This window comes from Nitrobacter winogradskyi, assembly GCF_006539545.1.
GTDB classification, from domain to species: Bacteria; Pseudomonadota; Alphaproteobacteria; order Rhizobiales; family Xanthobacteraceae; genus Nitrobacter; species Nitrobacter winogradskyi_A.
This window is the reverse complement of record NZ_BJNF01000050.1, coordinates 22,740-40,414: the sequence shown is the minus strand read 5'-3', so window position 1 is coordinate 40,414 and position 17,675 is coordinate 22,740. Positions and strand designations below refer to the sequence as shown.

Sequence of the window (17,675 nt, the reverse complement as noted above, 5' to 3'; positions counted from 1 at the left end):
ACCGAACCCGTTTTATGTAGCACCAGGAACCGGCTTCGTCACCGCGCTCATGCACCTCGATGCAATGCAATTGATTTTATGGTTCCGGGAAGCCATGAAGCGGGCTCGCACGGCTGTGTGGGGTCCGGTTATGAGCATCCTGACGTCTAAAACCTCATCGCGCGGGCAGATCCAGCGAGATCAAGCCATGCCGGTGGCGGGAAGCCCGACGGCCCGCACGGAGACCGATGACAATCTCTGGACCGGGCGTCTGGTGGTTTTTCTGCGGGTCATGGCGATGCTGTCGCTCGCCGTCGGGCTCTATCATTGGGCTCAGTTGACCGGATTCATCGGCGGCGAGGACGACGCCTTTGAAAACCAGACGGTGGCCTGGCAGGCGGCGACGGTCTACTTCGCCGTGATCGAGCTTGTGGCCGCCGTGGGTCTTTGGCTGGCCACGCCATGGGGCGCTGTCGTGTGGCTGACCACGGTGGTCTCGATGGCGGTCGTCGAACTCATGTTTCCGGTGATCTACGGCGGCAACCTGGTCATCGTCGGGTTGGAAACGGCAATGCTCATGGCCTATCTCGGGCTGGCATGGATGGCGGCGCGGGAACGGCCGCCATAGCGCGCCTATAAATGAGAAGGGACAAGCACCTGAGGGGCACGGCAACGGACTTCATGTTTCCTGATCGCGGTCCCCTAAAGTTTTCCGAGAATTTTTCAGGGTAAGAATTCGGTGACCCTAACGGCCTGGTTATCTGTATTGACCGAATGTTTCGAATTTGAACGGCGCTGTTTCTGAATGCGACAGGAGCGGCACACGAAGCATGAACAGGGCCGTGGAAGCGTCAATGAAAGGTTGCTAAATGCCTTGATATGACAGCTTAATCGGCGATTTACTCTCTTAAATTCATGATGTCTTTATTGTCTTATTTAAGCTGATCTTCAAACGCCTCCCCTAAGGTCATGGCTATCAGGCGGGACACAAGTTTCGTCGAACAAGTCGAAAAAACGACAACAGGGGATGTCATCATGAAAGCCGTTGCGAAGGCTCACGAGCCCGCGGAACAGGTCGCCGGTCAGGCACCGGTGCAGTCGCTCTATCTCGAGGCGTTGACCTTGGTCGAGCGGCTGCACCGCAGACTGCTCGATGTCATCAAGGATGAATTCGATCGTCGTGGTCGGGCCGACATCAACTCGGTGCAGGCGCTTCTTCTCTACAACATCGGCGACAAGGAACTGACGGCCGGTGAACTGCGGACCCGCGGCTACTATCTCGGCTCCAACGTTTCCTATAATCTGAAGAAGCTCGTCGAGCTTGGGTTTCTCGATCATCAGCGTTCGCGCGTCGACCGCCGCTCGGTGAGAATCCGCCTGACCGCGCAGGGGCAGGAAATCCGACGCATCGTCGATGCGCTCTATCAGAAGCACGTCAAGACCGTCGAGCAGGTCGGCGGCATTTCGAACGAGGAGTTCGCAACGCTGAACAAGTCGTTGCATCGCCTCGAGCGCTTCTGGACCGACCAGATTCTGTATAGGCTCTGAGTTTCTTCCGGAACAGGGCGAAGCTGGCGGCAAGATCGGCCGCCCGTTTCCGGAACCTCCTGACGCGACATTCCTTCTGCATCCGCGCCCATCGGCCCGGCGCGAGTCTTTCAACGTTTCATGGAAACGATGAAAGACTCCGGCTTGTTGAATAACGCGTTTTCTTTACGCGAACCGGATTCCATCCTCGGGTCAAGCCGAGAGCATGCTTCGCTCGAAAGCGCTAGAGGACGGCCTGAGATGCTTGCCGTTCCGCTTCACGGTTACGGTCCGTTGCGGTACAGACGGAAGGCATATGAAGGGTCCGCTGACATGATCACCGAAATCGCGCAAATCGAGATCAAGCCCGGCAGCGAGGAAGATTTCGAGGCGGCCGTGTCGCAAGCTGAAACGATCTTCAAGCGCTGCAAGGGCTGGAAAAGCTGCGAGTTGCACAGGTCTGTCGAGAGGCCGTCACGCTACAGATTGCTGATCAAATGGAAAACGCTTGAGAACCACGTCGTGGATTTTCGTGAATCCTCGAATTTTACCGAATGGCGCGAGTTGGTCGGGCCATTCTTCGCCTCGCCCCCCGAGGTCGAGCACACCGAAACGGTGACGGCTTTCAGCGGTTGAACAAGGTTAGCTCTATACGGTCGCGGTTTGATCCGGCCAGACGTGGTTCAGCACGACCTTGATGACCGCGATCAACGGCAGCGCCAGCGCCAGACCCCACACGCCGAACAGCACACCAAGGAAGATCTGCGCCGCGAACAACGTCGCCGGCGGAATGCTGATGGCGTGGCGCTGGATCAGCGGCGTCAGCACGTTGCCTTCCAGAAACTGCACGGCGAGATAGAGCATGAAGGCGCTGATGATCGCGGTGAGTCCGGAGCCGAGGCTCGCCAGCACGATGAGCGTACCCGCGAGAATGGCGCCGATATTGGGGATGAATGTCAGGAGGCCCGTAATGAAGCCCAGCACGAGGGCGCCGGGAATGCCGATCAGAGTCAACCCGATCCATGTCAAAAGGAACAGCGACGCCATTGTGGCCATCTGGCCGAGCAACCAGCGGCGCAGCGTTTCGCTGACGTCGTCGATGAGACTTGCTGCTTCGGGGAGCCGTTGTCTCGGCACGAAACGCAGGATGCCGTCTCGATAGACCTTGGGCTGTGCCGCCAGCAGCAGTCCGAGGAATATGACGATGAAGAAGTTGCCGACGCCCTCAAAAACACGCGCCAGAATTTTGATGGTCTGACTGACGATCGCGCCGGTTCCGGACGCGATCGTGCTGGCATCGGGAAGTTTCGGGCCGCGCGACGGCGATGCTGAGGGGGCGGGGATCGGCGTGACGCCGTTGTCGGTTGACGGCGTCTTCGCGCCCACGTTGAGGAAGCTGGTGTCGACCCCTTGCTTCTCCAGAAAATCCCTGGCGTTGCCCAACTGCGCACGGAGGGTCGAACTCAAGGCCGTGGCCTGTTGGGCGATGGTCGCGCCGCCGAGCACAACCACTCCGGACAACAGGCCGGTGAACAGGATACAGACGATCACCAGCCGCAGGGTTTGGTTGCCGCCGAACACCCGGCGCAGCAGATCGGCCATGGCCGTAAGGAACACGCCGAACAGGACGCCAGCGAACAGCATCAACAGCGTCGCCGACGAATACCAGGCCAATGCGAGGACCGCGCCGAAGGCGATAATGCCGATCCCGCCGGCCGCGATGGAGCGGGCAAGAGACTGCCGTTCGAAGCCCTGACTTTCAGGCAAACCGTCCACGCTGAACCTCACCGATTCCCAAGGCAGGCACTCTTTCCGCAAACGCGGCAAGGATCAAGCGGGCCGCGACCCTTGCGGGCCACGACCATCAACAAAAAGGGCGCCTTGTGATGGGCGCCCTTCAGATTCTCGAAAGCTGTGGAGAGGCAGCGCAGGTTGCCGGTTACAGCGAGTAGTACATTTCGAATTCGACCGGATGCGGCGTCATCTCGAAGCGCTCCACCTCTGTCATCTTCAATTCGATGAAGGCGTTGATGAAGTCGTCGTCGAATACGCCGCCGGCCTTGAGGAAGGCGCGATCCTTATCGAGGCTTTCCAGCGCCTCGCGCAATGAGCCGCAGACCGTCGGAATCTGCTTCAGTTCTTCCTTCGGCAGGTCATAGAGGTCCTTGTCCATGGCGGGGCCGGGATCGGTCTTGTTCTTGATCCCGTCGAGGCCCGCCATCAGCATCGCCGCGAAGGCGAGATACGGATTGGCCATCGGGTCGGGGAAACGAACCTCGACGCGCTTGGCTTTCGGCGAGGTGGTGTAGGGGATGCGGCAGGAGGCGGAGCGGTTGCGCGCCGAATAGGCGAGCAGCACCGGCGCCTCGTATCCAGGGACCAGCCGCTTGTAGGAGTTGGTGGACGGGTTGGTGAAGGCGTTGATCGCCTTGGCGTGCTTGATGATGCCGCCGATGTAGTACAGGCAGGTTTCCGACAGGTCGGCGTACTTGCTGCCGGCGAAGGTCGGCTTGCCGTCCTTCCAGATCGATTGGTGAACGTGCATGCCCGAGCCGTTGTCGCCGTAGACCGGCTTCGGCATGAAGGTGGCGGTCTTGCCGTAGATGTGCGCGACCTGGTGAATGCAGTATTTGTATACCTGCATCTGGTCGGCCATGTAGGTCAGCGTATCGAACTTCATGCCGAGTTCGTGCTGGGCGGACGCCACCTCGTGATGGTGCTTCTCGACCTTCACGCCCATGCGGGCCATGGCGCCGAGCATCTCCGAGCGCATGTCCTGGATCGAGTCCTGCGGTGGAACCGGGAAGTAGCCGCCCTTGGTGCGGATGCGATGACCGAGATTGCCGCCCTCATATTCGGTATCGGAATTGGTCGGCAGTTCGGCGGAATCGAGCTTGAAGCCGGTATTGTAAGGCGTGGTCTGAAAGCGCACGTCGTCGAACACGAAGAATTCGGCTTCCGGGCCGACATAGACCGTATCGCCGATGCCCATCGACTTCACCATCGCCTCGGCCTTCTTGGCGATTCCGCGAGGGTCACGGTTATACGGCTCGCCCGTGGACGGCTCCAGGATGTCGCAGGTGAGCACCATGGTGGTTTCCGCGAAGAACGGATCGATCGTCGCCGTCGCCGGATCTGGCATCAGCGTCATGTCAGACTCGTTGATCACCTTCCAGCCGGCAATCGATGAGCCATCGAACATCGTGCCTTCGGCGAAAAACTCTTCGTCGATCATGCTGATGTCGAAGGTGACATGCTGCCACTTGCCGCGCGGATCGGTGAAACGCAGATCGACGTATTTTACGTCGTTGTCCTTGATTGATTTCAGGACGTCATTGGCGGTCTTCATAAACACCCCTTGTCTCTGCTGGTCGTCGTAATCGCCGGCGCGAAGCGGCCGTCGGGATGGCTTAATGAGTGATGTCGTTCTCAAAGGATTTAGATGGCGTCGAGGCCGGATTCTCCCGTTCGGATCCGAATGGCCTCTTCGATATTGGATACGAAGATCTTGCCGTCGCCGATGCGGCCCGTCTGGGCGGCGCGCCTGATGGCTTCGATGGCTTTTTCGACCAGATCATCGCCGATCACAATCTCGATTTTGACCTTGGGCAGGAAGTCCACCACGTACTCCGCGCCGCGATAGAGCTCAGCGTGCCCTTTCTGCCGGCCAAAGCCTTTTGCCTCGATCACGGTGATGCCTTGCAATCCGATCTCCTGAAGGGCTTCCTTTACTTCGTCGAGCTTGAACGGTTTGATGATGGCTTCGATCTTCTTCATTGAACGTCTCCTGGCGCTTCCAATGTCCAGCCAGTGGCTGATGCGCGCTCACACTGCCGCCTGCAGCAGCGGTCATGCACTGGATTTCGGACGAACACAAAGTCGCGGGACACGCTTCATTGCCTGCCAGTGGACACACTGGTCGAATTTTCTTTCTGAAAGCAGGGTTCGTGCCAACACGTAAATCCACAAGAATATCCATGCTATCATACGATCAAGAGGATCCCGGCAGGCTGGGGTCGGGTGTCCGGGCACTCATTCGACTATAAAACAGGCAATCGGCTTAATTTTTGTGCAGCGGTGAGATTGCGAGACGGGCAGCTTGCCCGATCGGGTTCAGGGCCATGGAGATTCTGACGACCGGCGAAATGGAGCAGGCCGACCGGCTCGCGATCGCGGGAGGCGTGTCGGGCTTCGCCTTGATGCTGCGTGCCGGGCAGGCGGTCGCGAACGCGGCCGCCGACCTTGCGGAGAAAGGACCGATCCTGGTTGTCGCCGGATGCGGCAACAACGGCGGCGACGGGTTCGTTGCCGCGACAGAACTGGCGGCGCGCGGCTACGAGGTTTCGCTCATCCTGCTGGGCGAGCGAGACAGTCTCAAGGGTGACGCCGCGCTCGCGGCCAAAGGCTGGAAAGGGCCTGTGCTGCCTTGCGACCTCTCCGCGCTCGGTTCGCCCGCGCTGATCATCGACGCGCTGTTCGGCGCGGGCCTCAACCGGCCGGTCAAGGGCGACGCTCTCGCGACGATCGAAGCCATCATGGCCAACGGTGCGCCGGTGCTCAGCATCGATCTGCCGAGCGGCATCAACGGCACCACCGGCGCGGTCATGGGCGCTGCGATCCGTGCGACCGAGACGGTCACGTTCTTTCGCAAGAAACCCGCGCATCTGCTGCTGCCGGGCCGGATTCATTGCGGCCGGGTTCGCGTGGCCGATATCGGCATCGCCGATACGGTGCTGGACGAGATTTGGCCTGTAACCTTCGAGAATACCCCGGATTATTGGCAAGGTGCGTTTCCCGCGCCACATATCGACGGACACAAATACGCGCGCGGCCATGCCGTTGTCGTGTCCGGCCATCTGACATCAACGGGTGCGGCCCGACTGTCCGCGCGGGGCGCGCTGCGGGCCGGAGCCGGTCTCGTCACCGTGCTCTCGCCGGACGATGCGCTGGGCGCGAACGCCGCTGCGCTGACCGCCGTGATGGTGCGCCGCATGAACGGCGCGGCCGGCTTCGCGGAAGTCCTGGCGGATCGGCGTCTCAATGCCTGCGTCATCGGGCCTGGCGCCGGGATCGGCCAGGAAACCCGCGCCCTTGTTTCCACGGTCCTCGCAGCCGGACGGGCGCTGGTGCTCGACGCCGACGCGCTGACGAGCTTCGCCGATACCCCGGATCGTCTGTTCGAGACCATCAGGCAGTCGGGAAGCTCCGACATTATCCTGACGCCGCACGAAGGCGAATTCCATCGACTTTTCAGCGAGATGAGTAATAAACATCCACTTCGATCAAAACTTGAGCGGGTGCGGAACGCGGCGCGGCGTGCGGGAGCGGTTGTTCTGCTCAAGGGGGCTGACACGGTGGTGGCTTCGCCGGACGGACGCGCGACCATTGCGGCCAACGCCCCGCCATGGCTCGCCACGGCAGGCTCGGGCGACGTGCTGTCCGGCATCATCGGCGGCCTGCTGGCGCAGAGCGTGGCGGCCTTCGAGGCGGCGTGCATGGGGGTATGGATGCACGGCGAGACCGGGCGCGAGGCGGGGCCGGGCCTGATCGCCGAGGATTTGCCCGAGGTTCTGCCCGCGGTCCTGCGGCGGCTCTACGATCGGTTCGAGATTGACTACTAAGATTATGATAGTTCTGGTTATTCCACCGCGAACCAGCCGACCTGCCGCGGCGCGCTCCATTCCACCGCCATGGTCTCGATCAGCCATGCTCCGGCAATGTCGGCAACAAAGGCGATACGCTGGGTCTGCCCTGCATCGACCAGCACCGTATCCAGCCAGAACGGTTTCCAGCCGTCGTCGAGGCGGTCCAGCAGGCGGGCGTGATGACCATGCAAATGAAACACCCTGGGCGTTGTTGTCGTGTTCTTTAGCGCGAGCACGGCGGTCCGGCCGCGTTTGATTCGGAAGGCGGGTGCCCTGCGCGTGCTGAAGAGCGCAGGTCGATCCCATGACGAAGTTCCTGCAGGGGAGATCAGCGGCATGTCGGTACGCAACGCGTTCCTGAGATCGAGCTGCGCCGGCAGGTTGGCGGACGGCAACGCTGTCGGCGTGGGCAGCGGAGCGGATCGCGCCGGCCTATCGGAAACCTTCAGGAGGGCGATCTGACGCGGGTTGCCGCCGCCGTCATGCAGGGTGATGGCAGATGCCGTCCCCGCCGGAAGCGTGGCGTCTATGATGGCGTCGATCCGTGTTCCCGGAGCAAGCACCAACCTCCCGTTGCGCGCCAGAAACGGCTCCGCGGGCTGGCTGTCGATCGCCATGATCCGCACATCCAGATTTTGGATTGCAAGAGCAATCGCATTGCGTTGACAGGCATTGATGACCCTCAGCCTGAGCCGCTCGTTGACGTGAAGGTTGAGGTCGAGCGACGGCTTGCCGTTCACCAGGTAGAGAGGCGGTCCAATCTTTTTTTCGTTTTCGGTCGGGCCGGGCGCGACAGGCCGTCCTTCGGCGTCCAGCCGCCAGTCCTCGATCAGCATGACCTCGTCACGATCAGCCTCGATCGGCTCCCGTTCCTCCACAATCAGAGCCTGCGCGGGCGAGGGCCGGGTCATACCGTCTCCCAGCAGGCGGGCGTCGCACATGAAAGTCCCGGCCTGCCGTAAAGGGAATGCGTAGCGGTCGGTCCTGCCCGGCGAGATGGAGGAGCGGGCGGTCAGGGGCTCGATGGCGGCCGCGCCATCTGGTCCGCGCCAGTTCAGAACCAATGGCGTCGTCAGGCCGTTGGTTACGACAGCGTCCACGCTCTCGCCTTGACGGAAGCGCGGAATTTGGGAGGAGCCGCCGGTCCTCAGGGACCAGACCGTGGTTTCGTGATGATCCGGCCCGAGTGAAAGGGGGGCGGGCATCGCGTCGATGGCGAGCCTTTGCGGGTCTTGCGATCGGGCATGAATCGGAGCCGCGGGACCTGCCACGGCGGTTGCCCCGAAACCGGCCAGAAGATGCCGCCGGGTTAATCGAACAGGACGAAGCATCATATGCCAATGCGGATCATGTTCTTCGGACTCTGTCCAGCCGCCAGCGGCTGGGCCGAGCAGCCATTTTTTTGCTGCGAACCAGTCTCCACATGTTATAAGCCCGCCGCATCGAGCGCGTCGATGACGGCGGGAGATGAAAACCCAGCCTCGTCGGCATGCCTGATTTCAACTCGTTGGAGCATGACGTCTACCGAAATCCGCTTCGCATTTTTCGGCATCATGCTCGGTATCGCAGGCCGGATTGATGCGCCTAGTTCCACTGGCGGGCGTGGCGGAATTGGTAGACGCGCTGGATTTAGGTTCCAGTGACGAAAGTTGTGGGGGTTCGAGTCCCTCCGCCCGCACCAAGCGCTAAAGCGTTTGAGCAGTAACCATTCAGGCAGCTATCCAGATCGGATATATGCCGGCCGTACACCGATGCAGGCGTTTCGCCGCGCATCGACCGATTGACAATGATCCGGCCGTTTCCGCCGGATCGAGCGGAAGAAGATTGACGCCATGCAGGTGAACGAAACCCTCTCCGAGGGACTGAGGCACGAGTTCCAGGTCAGCATTCCCGCCGCCGAGATCACGGCCAAGGCGGATGAGCGGCTCGTGAACCTCAAGGACAAGGTGAAGATCAACGGCTTTCGCCCCGGGAAGGTGCCGGTCGACCATCTCAAGAAGCTTTATGGCCGCTCCGTGATGGTCGAGACCATCGAGGATACGATCCGCGACACGAACATGCAGATCGTCAACGACCGCGGCCTCAAGCTTGCAGGCAATCCCAAGGTCACGATGCCTTCGGAATCGAAGGAAATCGAGGACATCCTCGCGGGCAAGTCCGATCTCAGCTACAGCGTGGCGATCGAGGTCGTGCCGCCGATCGAACTGGCGGACTTCAAGTCCTTTACCCTCGAGAAGCCGGTGGTCGACGTGAGCGACGCCGATGTCGATGAAGCCGTCAAACGGATCGCCGAACAGAACCGCACCTACACCACCAGGGCGGAAGGTGCGAAGGCCGAGAATGGCGATCGCATCACCATTTCGTTCAAGGGCACCATCGACGGCGAGCTTTTCGAGGGCGGAAGCAGCGAGGATATTCTGGTCGTGCTGGGATCTAACGCCCTCATTCCGGGTTTTGAAGAGCAGCTGGTCGGAGCCGGGGTGGGAGAAACGCGCACGGTCAAGGCATCGTTCCCCGGCAACTATGCCGACTCCGAGCTTGCCGGGAAGGATGCCGAGTTCGAGACCACGGTGAGCCTGATCGAGGCGCCGGAGGATCTCAAGATCGACGATGAGTTCGCCAAGCTGCTCGGCCTGGAAGAACTCGATCAGTTGAGGCAGGTCGTCCGCGAGCAGCTCAGCGCCGAATTCGCCCGGGCGATGAGGCAGCACGTCAAGCGCGCCTTGTTCGATCGCCTCGACGAGACCCACAAGTTCGATGCGCCCCCGACCCTGGTGGAGGAGGAGTTCGAGCAGGTTTGGAAAACCATCATGGCGGAGATGGAAAAAGAGAAAAAGACCTTCGCTGACGAGAACACCACCGAAGAAGAGGCCAAGGCCGAGTACCGCCGGATTGCCGACCGCCGGGTACGGCTCAGCCTGGTGCTCTCGGAGATCGGCGAAAAGAATGGAATCACGGTCGCGGACGATGAAATCAACCGTGCGTTGATCAGTCGCGCTCGCCAGACGCCGGGCCGCGAAAAGGAGATCTGGGATTACTATCAGCGAAACCCGCAAGCGCTGGCTCAGATTCGCGCGCCCCTGTTCGAGAACAAGGTCGTGGATTTCATCCTTGAGCTCGCCACGATCACGGAAAAGAGCGTGACGCGCGAGGATCTTTTCAAGGAGCACGAGGCGCATAGCGCCGAGATGTGAGCGGCGCCGGGTCCGATGACTCTGATTGGCGCCGCATCGCAACCGGGGCCGCCATCGGGAACCCAAGCGCCGGGCGAGATTCCCGGCGAAGCCGAATCGAAAGGGCTGCCGGTGTACCTTCGATTCCGGCGTGGCCTGTATCGTTCGAGCGACGCATGTCCTCGGGACTCCTGACCCGAGGATGGATGCTGGTCAGCCTGAAGAAAAACGCATCAAATCAAAATCATAGAAGCCTGCTTCTGAATTCCGTCAGAAGCGGAAAGCCGTCCGGTTCAGTCTTGTCGCCCGAGCGATGAACTTATATCTGTGGGCGGTGCTTGCCGAATCCTGCATCATGGACATTCATCCGCACGGGGAAGAATTGAAGTCTCCCGGTTTCGTCCCGGATGTTCGTCGCCAACCGCTGACACAAACTTTTGGGTGATCAATGCGCGATCCAGTGGAAACCTACATGAACCTCGTGCCGATGGTGGTCGAGCAGACCAACCGCGGCGAGAGGGCTTACGACATCTTCTCCCGGCTGCTGAAGGAGCGCATCATTTTCGTGACCGGCGGGGTCGAAGACAATATGTCGATGCTGGTCGTCGCGCAGCTTTTGTTTCTGGAAGCGGAGAATCCGAAGAAAGAAATCTCGATGTACATCAATTCGCCGGGTGGCGTGGTGACTTCGGGTCTGGCGATCTACGACACGATGCAGTTCATTCGTCCGCCGGTCGCAACGCTGTGCACCGGACAAGCCGCCTCAATGGGTTCGTTGCTGCTGGCGGCGGGCGAGAAGGATATGCGGCACGCGTTGCCGAACGCGCGCATCATGGTTCACCAGCCCTCCGGCGGTTTCCAGGGGCAGGCGACGGATATCATGCTGCACGCGCAGGAGATCCTGAGCCTCAAGAAGCGGCTCAACGAGATCTACGTCAAGCACACAGGACAAACCTATCAGGCGATCGAGGATGCGCTGGAGCGCGACAAGTTCCTTACGGCTGACATGGCTCGCGACTTTGGCATCGTCGACAAGGTGATCGACAAGCGCGCTGAGGAACCGGCCGCGCCGAAAGCTTCGTCGTAACGTATCAGGGTACGGTCCAGCGACAACGGAAGGGCCGGCTGATTCGATCCGGTCCGGGTCATCGCGATTTTACGGCGATGGTTTCCGAAAAGTTCCTTCGTCCTTCCGCGACGTATCCGCGTGATGATGGCGCAAGGCTGGATTAATCGGGGAGAGGGATCGCCGCCCTGAGTTCGGATCAGCTATCGCCGGATAGGAGATGACTGGCCGATTAGCGAATTCTTGAGAGTCGGGGCACCATGGTGCGGTTGCCGGGTTTCAACTGGTGGTACGCACGGGAGAATCGGGTGAGCCTGCGATCCGCGCGGGGTTGAGGGCGCGGGGTCTTTTCTGATACGGACTTTGGTCATATGTAATCTCATTGCGCCGGATGTGCCGGATCGGAGCGGGTGAGCAGGCGAACAGGCGGGATCGAACGTCGGACGGAGACAGGAATGAGTAAGGTCGGTACGGGCGACTCCAAGAATACGCTGTATTGTTCGTTTTGCGGCAAGAGTCAGCACGAGGTTCGCAAACTGATCGCGGGCCCGACCGTATTCATTTGTGACGAATGCGTCGAACTCTGCATGGACATCATTCGCGAGGAGAACAAGTCCTCGCTGGTGAAGTCGCGCGACGGCATTCCGACTCCGAAGGAGATCTGCAAGGTCCTGGACGACTACGTCATCGGGCAGGGCCACGCCAAGAAGGTGCTTTCGGTCGCCGTCCACAATCACTACAAGCGGCTTAATCATCAGACCAAGCACAACGACGTCGAACTCGCGAAGTCGAACATCCTGCTGATCGGCCCGACCGGATCGGGCAAGACGCTGCTCGCGCAGACGCTGGCGCGTATCCTGGACGTTCCCTTTACCATGGCGGACGCGACGACCCTGACCGAGGCCGGTTATGTCGGCGAGGATGTCGAGAACATCATCCTGAAGCTGTTGCAGTCCGCGGACTACAATGTCGAGCGCGCGCAGCGCGGCATCGTCTACATCGACGAGATCGACAAGATCTCGCGCAAGTCCGACAATCCCTCGATCACGCGTGACGTATCGGGTGAGGGCGTGCAGCAGGCCTTGTTGAAGATCATGGAAGGCACGGTCGCGTCCGTTCCGCCGCAGGGCGGCCGGAAGCATCCGCAGCAGGAGTTCCTGCAGGTCGATACGACGAATATCCTGTTCATCTGCGGCGGCGCGTTCTCCGGCCTGGAGAAGATCATCTCCGCGCGAGGGCGCACGACGTCGATCGGTTTCGCGGCGCAGGTGCTTGCGCCGGAAGACCGCCGCACCGGCGAAATCTTCAGGCATGTCGAGCCCGAGGATTTGCTCAAGTACGGCCTGATTCCGGAATTTGTCGGGCGTCTGCCTGTCGTGGCCACGCTCGAGGATCTCGACGAGGCATCGCTGAAAAAGATTCTGACCGATCCCAAGAATGCGCTGGTGAAGCAGTATCAGCGGCTGTTCGAAATGGAGAATATCGAGCTGACGTTCGCCGACGAGGCGCTGGGCGCGGTGGCGCGCAAGGCGATCGAGCGCAAGACCGGCGCGCGGGGCCTGCGTTCGATTCTCGAAAGCATCCTGCTCGAAACCATGTTCGATCTTCCGGGCCTGGAAGGGGTCGAGGAGGTCGTGATCTCGCGCGAAGTGGTCGAAGGAACCGCGCGACCGCTGTACATTTACGCGGATCGCACCGATCGCGCGAGCGAAAGCAGCGCCAGCGCCTGATAAGGACATATTGGCGCAGTCTGCCGCCGGTTCGACTCGCGGGTGGGTTAACCGCGAGTTCGTTATGCTTTACCGGCGGGTGGTCTCTCCCAGCTTACAAGCCGCTGATTTCCTTCACTTGACACGTCGGCGGTGGATGGCCACCTAATGCTGTCGGCGGCGACGCGCTGCGTTGGCCGCTCACGACCTCGGGCAGGTGAGGCCTCGGTTCGCAAGGGCCCATTCTTCTCAGGAAACTCGGCACCTTGTGGCGGTTGCGCATGATATGCGGCTGCGAACAGGGGGGCGCAACAAAAGGAACAAGGCTATGACCGCCTCAAAACCCCGGCCAGCTATAGTCCACGGCGAAATCCATGCCTATCCCGTGCTTCCGCTTCGCGACATCGTTGTCTTCCCGCACATGATCGTGCCGCTGTTCGTAGGCCGCGAGAAATCGATCAGGGCGCTGGAAGAGGTGATGAAGAACGATGGGCTCATCATGCTTGCGACGCAGAAGAATGCGTCGGACGATGATCCCGCGCCAGATTCAATTTATAAGATCGGAACGCTCGCCAGCGTGCTGCAACTGCTGAAACTCCCCGACGGCACGGTGAAGGTGCTGGTGGAAGGTCTTGAGCGGGCGCGCGTGGAGGCCTATTCCGACCGCACCGACTACTACGAGGCGACGGCGGTCGCGCTGGCTGATACCGACACCAACAGCGTCGAAGCCGAAGCGCTGTCGCGTTCGGTCGTGTCGGATTTCGAAAGCTACGTGAAGCTGAACAAGAAGATCTCGCCCGAAGTGGTGGGTGTCGTGCAGGCGATCACGGATTTCGCCAAGCTCGGTGATACCGTCGCGTCGCACCTGGCCGCCAAGATCGCGGATCGTCAGGGCATCCTTGAGACGCTGTCGGTCACCGCGCGTCTGGAGAAGGTGCTCGGCCTGATGGAGAGCGAGATCTCCGTCCTGCAGGTCGAGAAGCGCATTCGCTCGCGGGTCAAGCGCCAGATGGAGAAGACCCAGCGCGAGTACTACCTCAACGAGCAGATGAAGGCGATCCAGAAGGAACTCGGCGACGACGAGGGCCGTGACGAACTCGCCGACCTCGAAGAGAAGATCGCCAAGACCAAGCTTTCGAAGGAGGCTCGCGAGAAGGCCCAGCACGAGCTGAAGAAGCTGCGGCAGATGTCTCCGATGTCCGCCGAAGCCACGGTGGTGCGCAACTATCTCGATTGGCTGCTATCGATTCCGTGGGCGAAGAAGTCCAAGGTGAAGAAGGATCTCAACGCCGCCCAGGAGGTGCTGGACGCCGATCACTACGGGCTTGAGAAGGTCAAGGATCGCATCGTCGAGTATCTGGCGGTGCAGTCGCGCGCCAACAAGCTGACGGGGCCGATCCTGTGCCTTGTCGGTCCTCCCGGCGTCGGCAAGACATCGCTCGGGAAGTCGATCGCGCGGGCGACGGGCCGCGAATTCGTGCGCGTCTCGCTTGGCGGCGTGCGCGACGAGGCGGAGATCCGTGGTCACCGCCGGACCTATATCGGCTCGATGCCCGGCAAGATCATCCAGTCGATGCGCAAGGCCAAGACCTCGAATCCGCTATTCCTGCTGGACGAGATCGACAAGATGGGCGCGGATTTCCGAGGCGATCCGTCGTCGGCCCTGCTTGAGGTCCTCGATCCCGAGCAGAACTCGACGTTCAACGACCACTATCTGGAGGTCGATTACGATCTCTCCAACGTGATGTTCCTCACGACGGCGAATACGCTGAATATTCCCGGACCGTTGATGGACCGCATGGAGATCATCCGGATCGCCGGCTACACCGAGAACGAGAAGGTCGAGATCGCTCGCAAGCACCTCATTCCGAACGCGCTCAGCAAGCACGGTCTGGATTCGAAGGAGTGGTCGATCAATGACGAGGCGCTTCTGCTGATCATTCGCCGCTACACCCGCGAGGCGGGCGTGCGCAATCTGGAACGTGAGCTATCCACACTCGCCCGCAAGGCGGTGAAGGAACTGATGCTCTCGAAGAAGAAGTCGGTCGAAGTCACGGAGAAGGTCGTCGAGGAATTCCTCGGTGTGCCGAAGTATCGCTTCGGTGAGATCGAAACCGACGATCAGGTCGGCGTCGTGACCGGTCTGGCATGGACTGACGTCGGCGGTGAGTTGCTGACGATCGAAAGCGTGATGATGCCCGGCAAGGGACGCATGACGGTGACCGGCAACCTGCGCGACGTGATGAAGGAATCGATCTCGGCGGCGGCTTCCTACGTCCGCTCGCGCGCGATCACCTTCGGGATCGAGCCGCCGCTGTTCGAGCGGCGCGATATCCACGTTCACGTTCCCGAGGGTGCTACCCCGAAGGATGGTCCGTCGGCCGGTGTTGCGATGGCGACGACGATCGTGTCGGTGCTGACCGGGATTCCGATCCGGCGCGACATCGCGATGACGGGCGAGATCACGCTGCGGGGCAGGGTGTTGCCGATCGGCGGCCTCAAGGAGAAGTTGCTGGCGGCGGCGCGAGGCGGCATCAAGACGGTGCTCATCCCGGATGAGAATGCCAAGGACCTCACGGAGATCTCCGAAGCCATCAAAGGCGGGCTGGAGATCATTCCGGTCGCCCGGATGGACGAGGTGATCGCCAAGGCGTTGGTGCGGCAGCCCAAGCCGATTGTCTGGGAGGAGGATACCAAGCTCCCGGTCAATCCCGATGCCGCTGACGAGGCGGCCGGTGGCCTGACCGCCCACTGAACGTCATGGACCATGATTGATGAAACGGCGCCCCTGGAGGGCGCCGTTTTTGCGTTATGTTATGGATGTGACTGTGCCCGCCCGTCGAGGGTCATGAATGTGGAAAGGGTGGATAGCGGAGCGCTTCATTGGAGCGCCCCTAGGCCGGAAAGTTCGGGAAAACTGTCGGGGAGCCGAATCAAAAACAGCTAAGTAATTGGTAGGCGGCGAGAGATTCGAACTCCCGACCCTCTCGGTGTAAACGAGATGCTCTAACCAGCTGAGCTAGCCGCCCTCGGCTCCTTATTTTGCCCCGACGTATCCCTGCATGCAAGCTGCTGTCCGCAGCTGCAGTCTATCGGATACGGCTCGCCCGTCGATCCCGGTGCAAACCAGAAGCCGCAGACGCTTTGCTTACACTCGCATCGATCATGACGAAGCTCTGCGATAGATCAGACCTGGCGCGATAAGGCATTCATTTCGGGCCAGTTGCGATGGTTCGAGGCCGCCATCGCCTTCAAGGGCGATGCGATCAAAATCAAAACGGGCGCCGCTCGAATCGATGATGTATTCCGGAATAGACTCCCGGCGGTACTCGCCAATGGAAGGGCCTTGTTCGACGATCGTCTTGTCTTCCTCATCAGCCATCTCGTCTCCTCCATCCTGGTGCGAACTGCGGGCAACCTCGCTGCTGTGGCGTATGCGAGATGCATGCTTTTTACGTGATCCGAATTCTCGGTCCAGCCGTTGCTTTACCCGCCTGCGCCGGACTTCACGCGGTCACATCGCGGAATATCCCCGACTGCCTGGGTATGATAGGTTGTGTTCTGGTTTTGCTCCGGGCTGGTCCGGCGGATATGCTGCGCTTGAAAAACGCTATGGATGACGTGGTTATCTTCATAATCGGGCTTAAGTCACGGATTTTGTGAAGGGCGATCGCCCGAATTTCGTGGGAGCGGCGATGGCGGGGTTTCCTGAGACAAAAAACGCGGACCAGATCGCTTACTGGAATGGACCCGGTGGCGAGCGCTGGGCCGATCGTCAGCGTGTGCAGGATGAACTGCTGGAGCCGGTTTCCACCATTCTGCTGGATCGGGCCAGAGCCGTGCCCGGCGAACGCATCATAGACGTCGGCTGCGGCTGCGGTGCGACCACACGCGCCTTCGCCGAGCAAGTCGGTGTTTCCGGCTACGTCCAGGGAATCGATGTGTCGGCGCCGATGCTGGAGCGGGCAAGGCGGATCACGCCGCAGGCGGGCCGGGTGGAGTTCCGGCTGGCCGATGCCGCCGATTACCCATTCCGGCCGGCGCGGTTCGATTTGATCGCTTCCCGGTTTGGCGTGATGTTTTTCGCCGAACCAGTCTCAGCGTTCGCGAACCTGCGCAAGGCGTTGCGGCCCCTCGGCCGCCTGGCATTCATTTGCTGGCGGGAACCTCGCCTCAATCCCTGGTTGATGGCTCCGCTCCAGGCTGCCTACAAGCATGTTCCGAAGCTGCCGGATCTCGGGCCGGAAGATCCCGGTCCTTTCTCGTTCGCGTCCGAAGAGCGTGTTCATCGCATTCTCGGCCAGGCCGGATTCTCCGACGTAAAGATGGAGGCCTGCGAGCTTGCGTTGGACATCTCGGTCGGCGGCGGACTGGATGCCGCGGTCAAGTCCGCGCTTCAGATCGGTCCCGCCAGCCGCGCGCTTGACGGGCAGCCTGCTGAGGTCATCGCCGCCGCGGAGAACTCGATCCGGGAAGCTCTTGCTCCGTTCGCCCGGGATCAGACGGTGGTGCTTCCCGCCTCGATCTGGATCGTGACCGCGCGCAACCTGTAATCGCGGCGCATTGTTTGACTGAA

General features: G+C 60.8%; 14 protein-coding genes and 2 tRNA genes. 10 read left to right on the top strand and 6 right to left on the bottom strand.

Going from position 1 to position 17,675, the window contains the following annotated elements; translation table 11 throughout:
- Positions 1 to 130: 130 nt before the first annotated feature.
- From NWI01_RS10020 to NWI01_RS10010, 3 genes are all read left to right on the top strand, one after another.
- Positions 131 to 607, top strand: coding sequence for a DUF6163 family protein (locus NWI01_RS10020; protein ID WP_141383705.1), 477 nt, complete (start codon positions 131 to 133; stop codon positions 605 to 607).
- Between the two features lie 404 nt (positions 608 to 1,011).
- Entirely contained in the window at positions 1,012 to 1,527 is a 516-nt protein-coding gene (gene ldtR / locus NWI01_RS10015; protein ID WP_041344982.1) for a transcriptional regulator LdtR, read from the top strand.
- A gap of 312 nt (positions 1,528 to 1,839) precedes the next feature.
- Positions 1,840 to 2,142 (top strand): antibiotic biosynthesis monooxygenase family protein, encoded by a 303-nt coding sequence (locus NWI01_RS10010; RefSeq protein ID WP_141383704.1) that lies wholly within the window; start codon positions 1,840 to 1,842, stop codon positions 2,140 to 2,142.
- A gap of 12 nt (positions 2,143 to 2,154) precedes the next feature.
- On the opposite strand, the gene NWI01_RS10005 is transcribed toward NWI01_RS10010, so the two are convergent.
- The 3 genes from NWI01_RS10005 to NWI01_RS09995 form a co-directional block, all read right to left on the bottom strand.
- The gene (locus NWI01_RS10005; RefSeq protein WP_141383703.1) at positions 2,155 to 3,294 is read right to left on the bottom strand and encodes an AI-2E family transporter; all 1,140 of its coding nucleotides are present in this window, start codon (positions 3,292 to 3,294) and stop codon (positions 2,155 to 2,157) included.
- 151 nt (positions 3,295 to 3,445) lie between these two features.
- Positions 3,446 to 4,855, bottom strand: coding sequence for a type I glutamate--ammonia ligase (gene glnA, locus NWI01_RS10000; RefSeq protein ID WP_141383702.1), 1,410 nt, complete (start codon positions 4,853 to 4,855; stop codon positions 3,446 to 3,448).
- A gap of 89 nt (positions 4,856 to 4,944) precedes the next feature.
- Positions 4,945 to 5,283, bottom strand: coding sequence for a P-II family nitrogen regulator (locus tag NWI01_RS09995; RefSeq protein WP_011315159.1), 339 nt, complete (start codon positions 5,281 to 5,283; stop codon positions 4,945 to 4,947).
- 344 nt (positions 5,284 to 5,627) lie between these two features.
- On the opposite strand from NWI01_RS09995, the gene NWI01_RS09990 reads away from it, so the two are divergent.
- The gene (locus NWI01_RS09990; RefSeq protein ID WP_141383701.1) at positions 5,628 to 7,127 is read left to right on the top strand and encodes an NAD(P)H-hydrate dehydratase; all 1,500 of its coding nucleotides are present in this window, start codon (positions 5,628 to 5,630) and stop codon (positions 7,125 to 7,127) included.
- A 17-nt stretch (positions 7,128 to 7,144) separates the two neighbouring features.
- On the opposite strand, the gene NWI01_RS09985 is transcribed toward NWI01_RS09990, so the two are convergent.
- Positions 7,145 to 8,485: a multicopper oxidase family protein gene (locus NWI01_RS09985; RefSeq protein ID WP_181410427.1), complete on the bottom strand. Its 1,341-nt coding sequence runs from the start codon at positions 8,483 to 8,485 to the stop codon at positions 7,145 to 7,147.
- Positions 8,486 to 8,747: 262 nt separating this feature from the next.
- On the opposite strand from NWI01_RS09985, the gene NWI01_RS09980 reads away from it, so the two are divergent.
- From NWI01_RS09980 to lon, 5 genes are all read left to right on the top strand, one after another.
- A tRNA-Leu gene (locus NWI01_RS09980) sits at positions 8,748 to 8,832 on the top strand.
- A gap of 151 nt (positions 8,833 to 8,983) precedes the next feature.
- Complete coding sequence (gene tig / locus NWI01_RS09975) at positions 8,984 to 10,345, top strand: trigger factor (protein WP_141383699.1); 1,362 nt, start codon at positions 8,984 to 8,986, stop codon at positions 10,343 to 10,345.
- 427 nt (positions 10,346 to 10,772) lie between these two features.
- The gene (locus NWI01_RS09970) at positions 10,773 to 11,411 is read left to right on the top strand and encodes an ATP-dependent Clp protease proteolytic subunit (RefSeq protein WP_141383698.1); all 639 of its coding nucleotides are present in this window, start codon (positions 10,773 to 10,775) and stop codon (positions 11,409 to 11,411) included.
- 434 nt (positions 11,412 to 11,845) lie between these two features.
- Positions 11,846 to 13,120, top strand: a complete 1,275-nt coding sequence (gene clpX / locus NWI01_RS09965; RefSeq protein ID WP_141383697.1) for an ATP-dependent Clp protease ATP-binding subunit ClpX — start codon at positions 11,846 to 11,848, stop codon at positions 13,118 to 13,120.
- 307 nt (positions 13,121 to 13,427) lie between these two features.
- A complete protein-coding gene (gene lon / locus NWI01_RS09960) occupies positions 13,428 to 15,854 on the top strand; it encodes an endopeptidase La (protein ID WP_141383696.1) in 2,427 nt (808 codons plus the stop codon).
- Positions 15,855 to 16,051: 197 nt separating this feature from the next.
- On the opposite strand, the gene NWI01_RS09955 is transcribed toward lon, so the two are convergent.
- Together NWI01_RS09955 and NWI01_RS09950 are read right to left on the bottom strand one after the other, a co-directional pair.
- Positions 16,052 to 16,128 (bottom strand) — tRNA-Val (locus NWI01_RS09955).
- 134 nt (positions 16,129 to 16,262) lie between these two features.
- Entirely contained in the window at positions 16,263 to 16,481 is a 219-nt protein-coding gene (locus NWI01_RS09950; protein ID WP_041344977.1) for a hypothetical protein, read from the bottom strand.
- Between the two features lie 313 nt (positions 16,482 to 16,794).
- On the opposite strand from NWI01_RS09950, the gene NWI01_RS09945 reads away from it, so the two are divergent.
- The gene (locus NWI01_RS09945) at positions 16,795 to 17,652 is read left to right on the top strand and encodes a class I SAM-dependent methyltransferase (protein WP_141383727.1); all 858 of its coding nucleotides are present in this window, start codon (positions 16,795 to 16,797) and stop codon (positions 17,650 to 17,652) included.
- Positions 17,653 to 17,675: the final 23 nt, after the last annotated feature.

What these genes read in the sequence shown, in the direction of transcription:
- NWI01_RS10020 (WP_141383705.1), top strand. Translation starts at nt 131, where the DNA reads ATGAGCATCCTGACGTCTAAAACCTCATCGCGCGGGCAGATCCAGCGA.
- NWI01_RS10010 (WP_141383704.1), top strand. Translation starts at nt 1,840, where the DNA reads ATGATCACCGAAATCGCGCAAATCGAGATCAAGCCCGGCAGCGAGGAA.
- glnA (WP_141383702.1), bottom strand. Translation starts at nt 4,855, where the DNA reads ATGAAGACCGCCAATGACGTCCTGAAATCAATCAAGGACAACGACGTA.
- NWI01_RS09995 (WP_011315159.1), bottom strand. Translation starts at nt 5,283, where the DNA reads ATGAAGAAGATCGAAGCCATCATCAAACCGTTCAAGCTCGACGAAGTA.
- NWI01_RS09990 (WP_141383701.1), top strand. Translation starts at nt 5,628, where the DNA reads ATGGAGATTCTGACGACCGGCGAAATGGAGCAGGCCGACCGGCTCGCG.
- NWI01_RS09985 (WP_181410427.1), bottom strand. Translation starts at nt 8,485, where the DNA reads ATGATGCTTCGTCCTGTTCGATTAACCCGGCGGCATCTTCTGGCCGGT.
- tig (WP_141383699.1), top strand. Translation starts at nt 8,984, where the DNA reads ATGCAGGTGAACGAAACCCTCTCCGAGGGACTGAGGCACGAGTTCCAG.
- NWI01_RS09970 (WP_141383698.1), top strand. Translation starts at nt 10,773, where the DNA reads ATGCGCGATCCAGTGGAAACCTACATGAACCTCGTGCCGATGGTGGTC.
- clpX (WP_141383697.1), top strand. Translation starts at nt 11,846, where the DNA reads ATGAGTAAGGTCGGTACGGGCGACTCCAAGAATACGCTGTATTGTTCG.
- lon (WP_141383696.1), top strand. Translation starts at nt 13,428, where the DNA reads ATGACCGCCTCAAAACCCCGGCCAGCTATAGTCCACGGCGAAATCCAT.
- NWI01_RS09950 (WP_041344977.1), bottom strand. Translation starts at nt 16,481, where the DNA reads ATGGCTGATGAGGAAGACAAGACGATCGTCGAACAAGGCCCTTCCATT.
- NWI01_RS09945 (WP_141383727.1), top strand. Translation starts at nt 16,795, where the DNA reads ATGGCGGGGTTTCCTGAGACAAAAAACGCGGACCAGATCGCTTACTGG.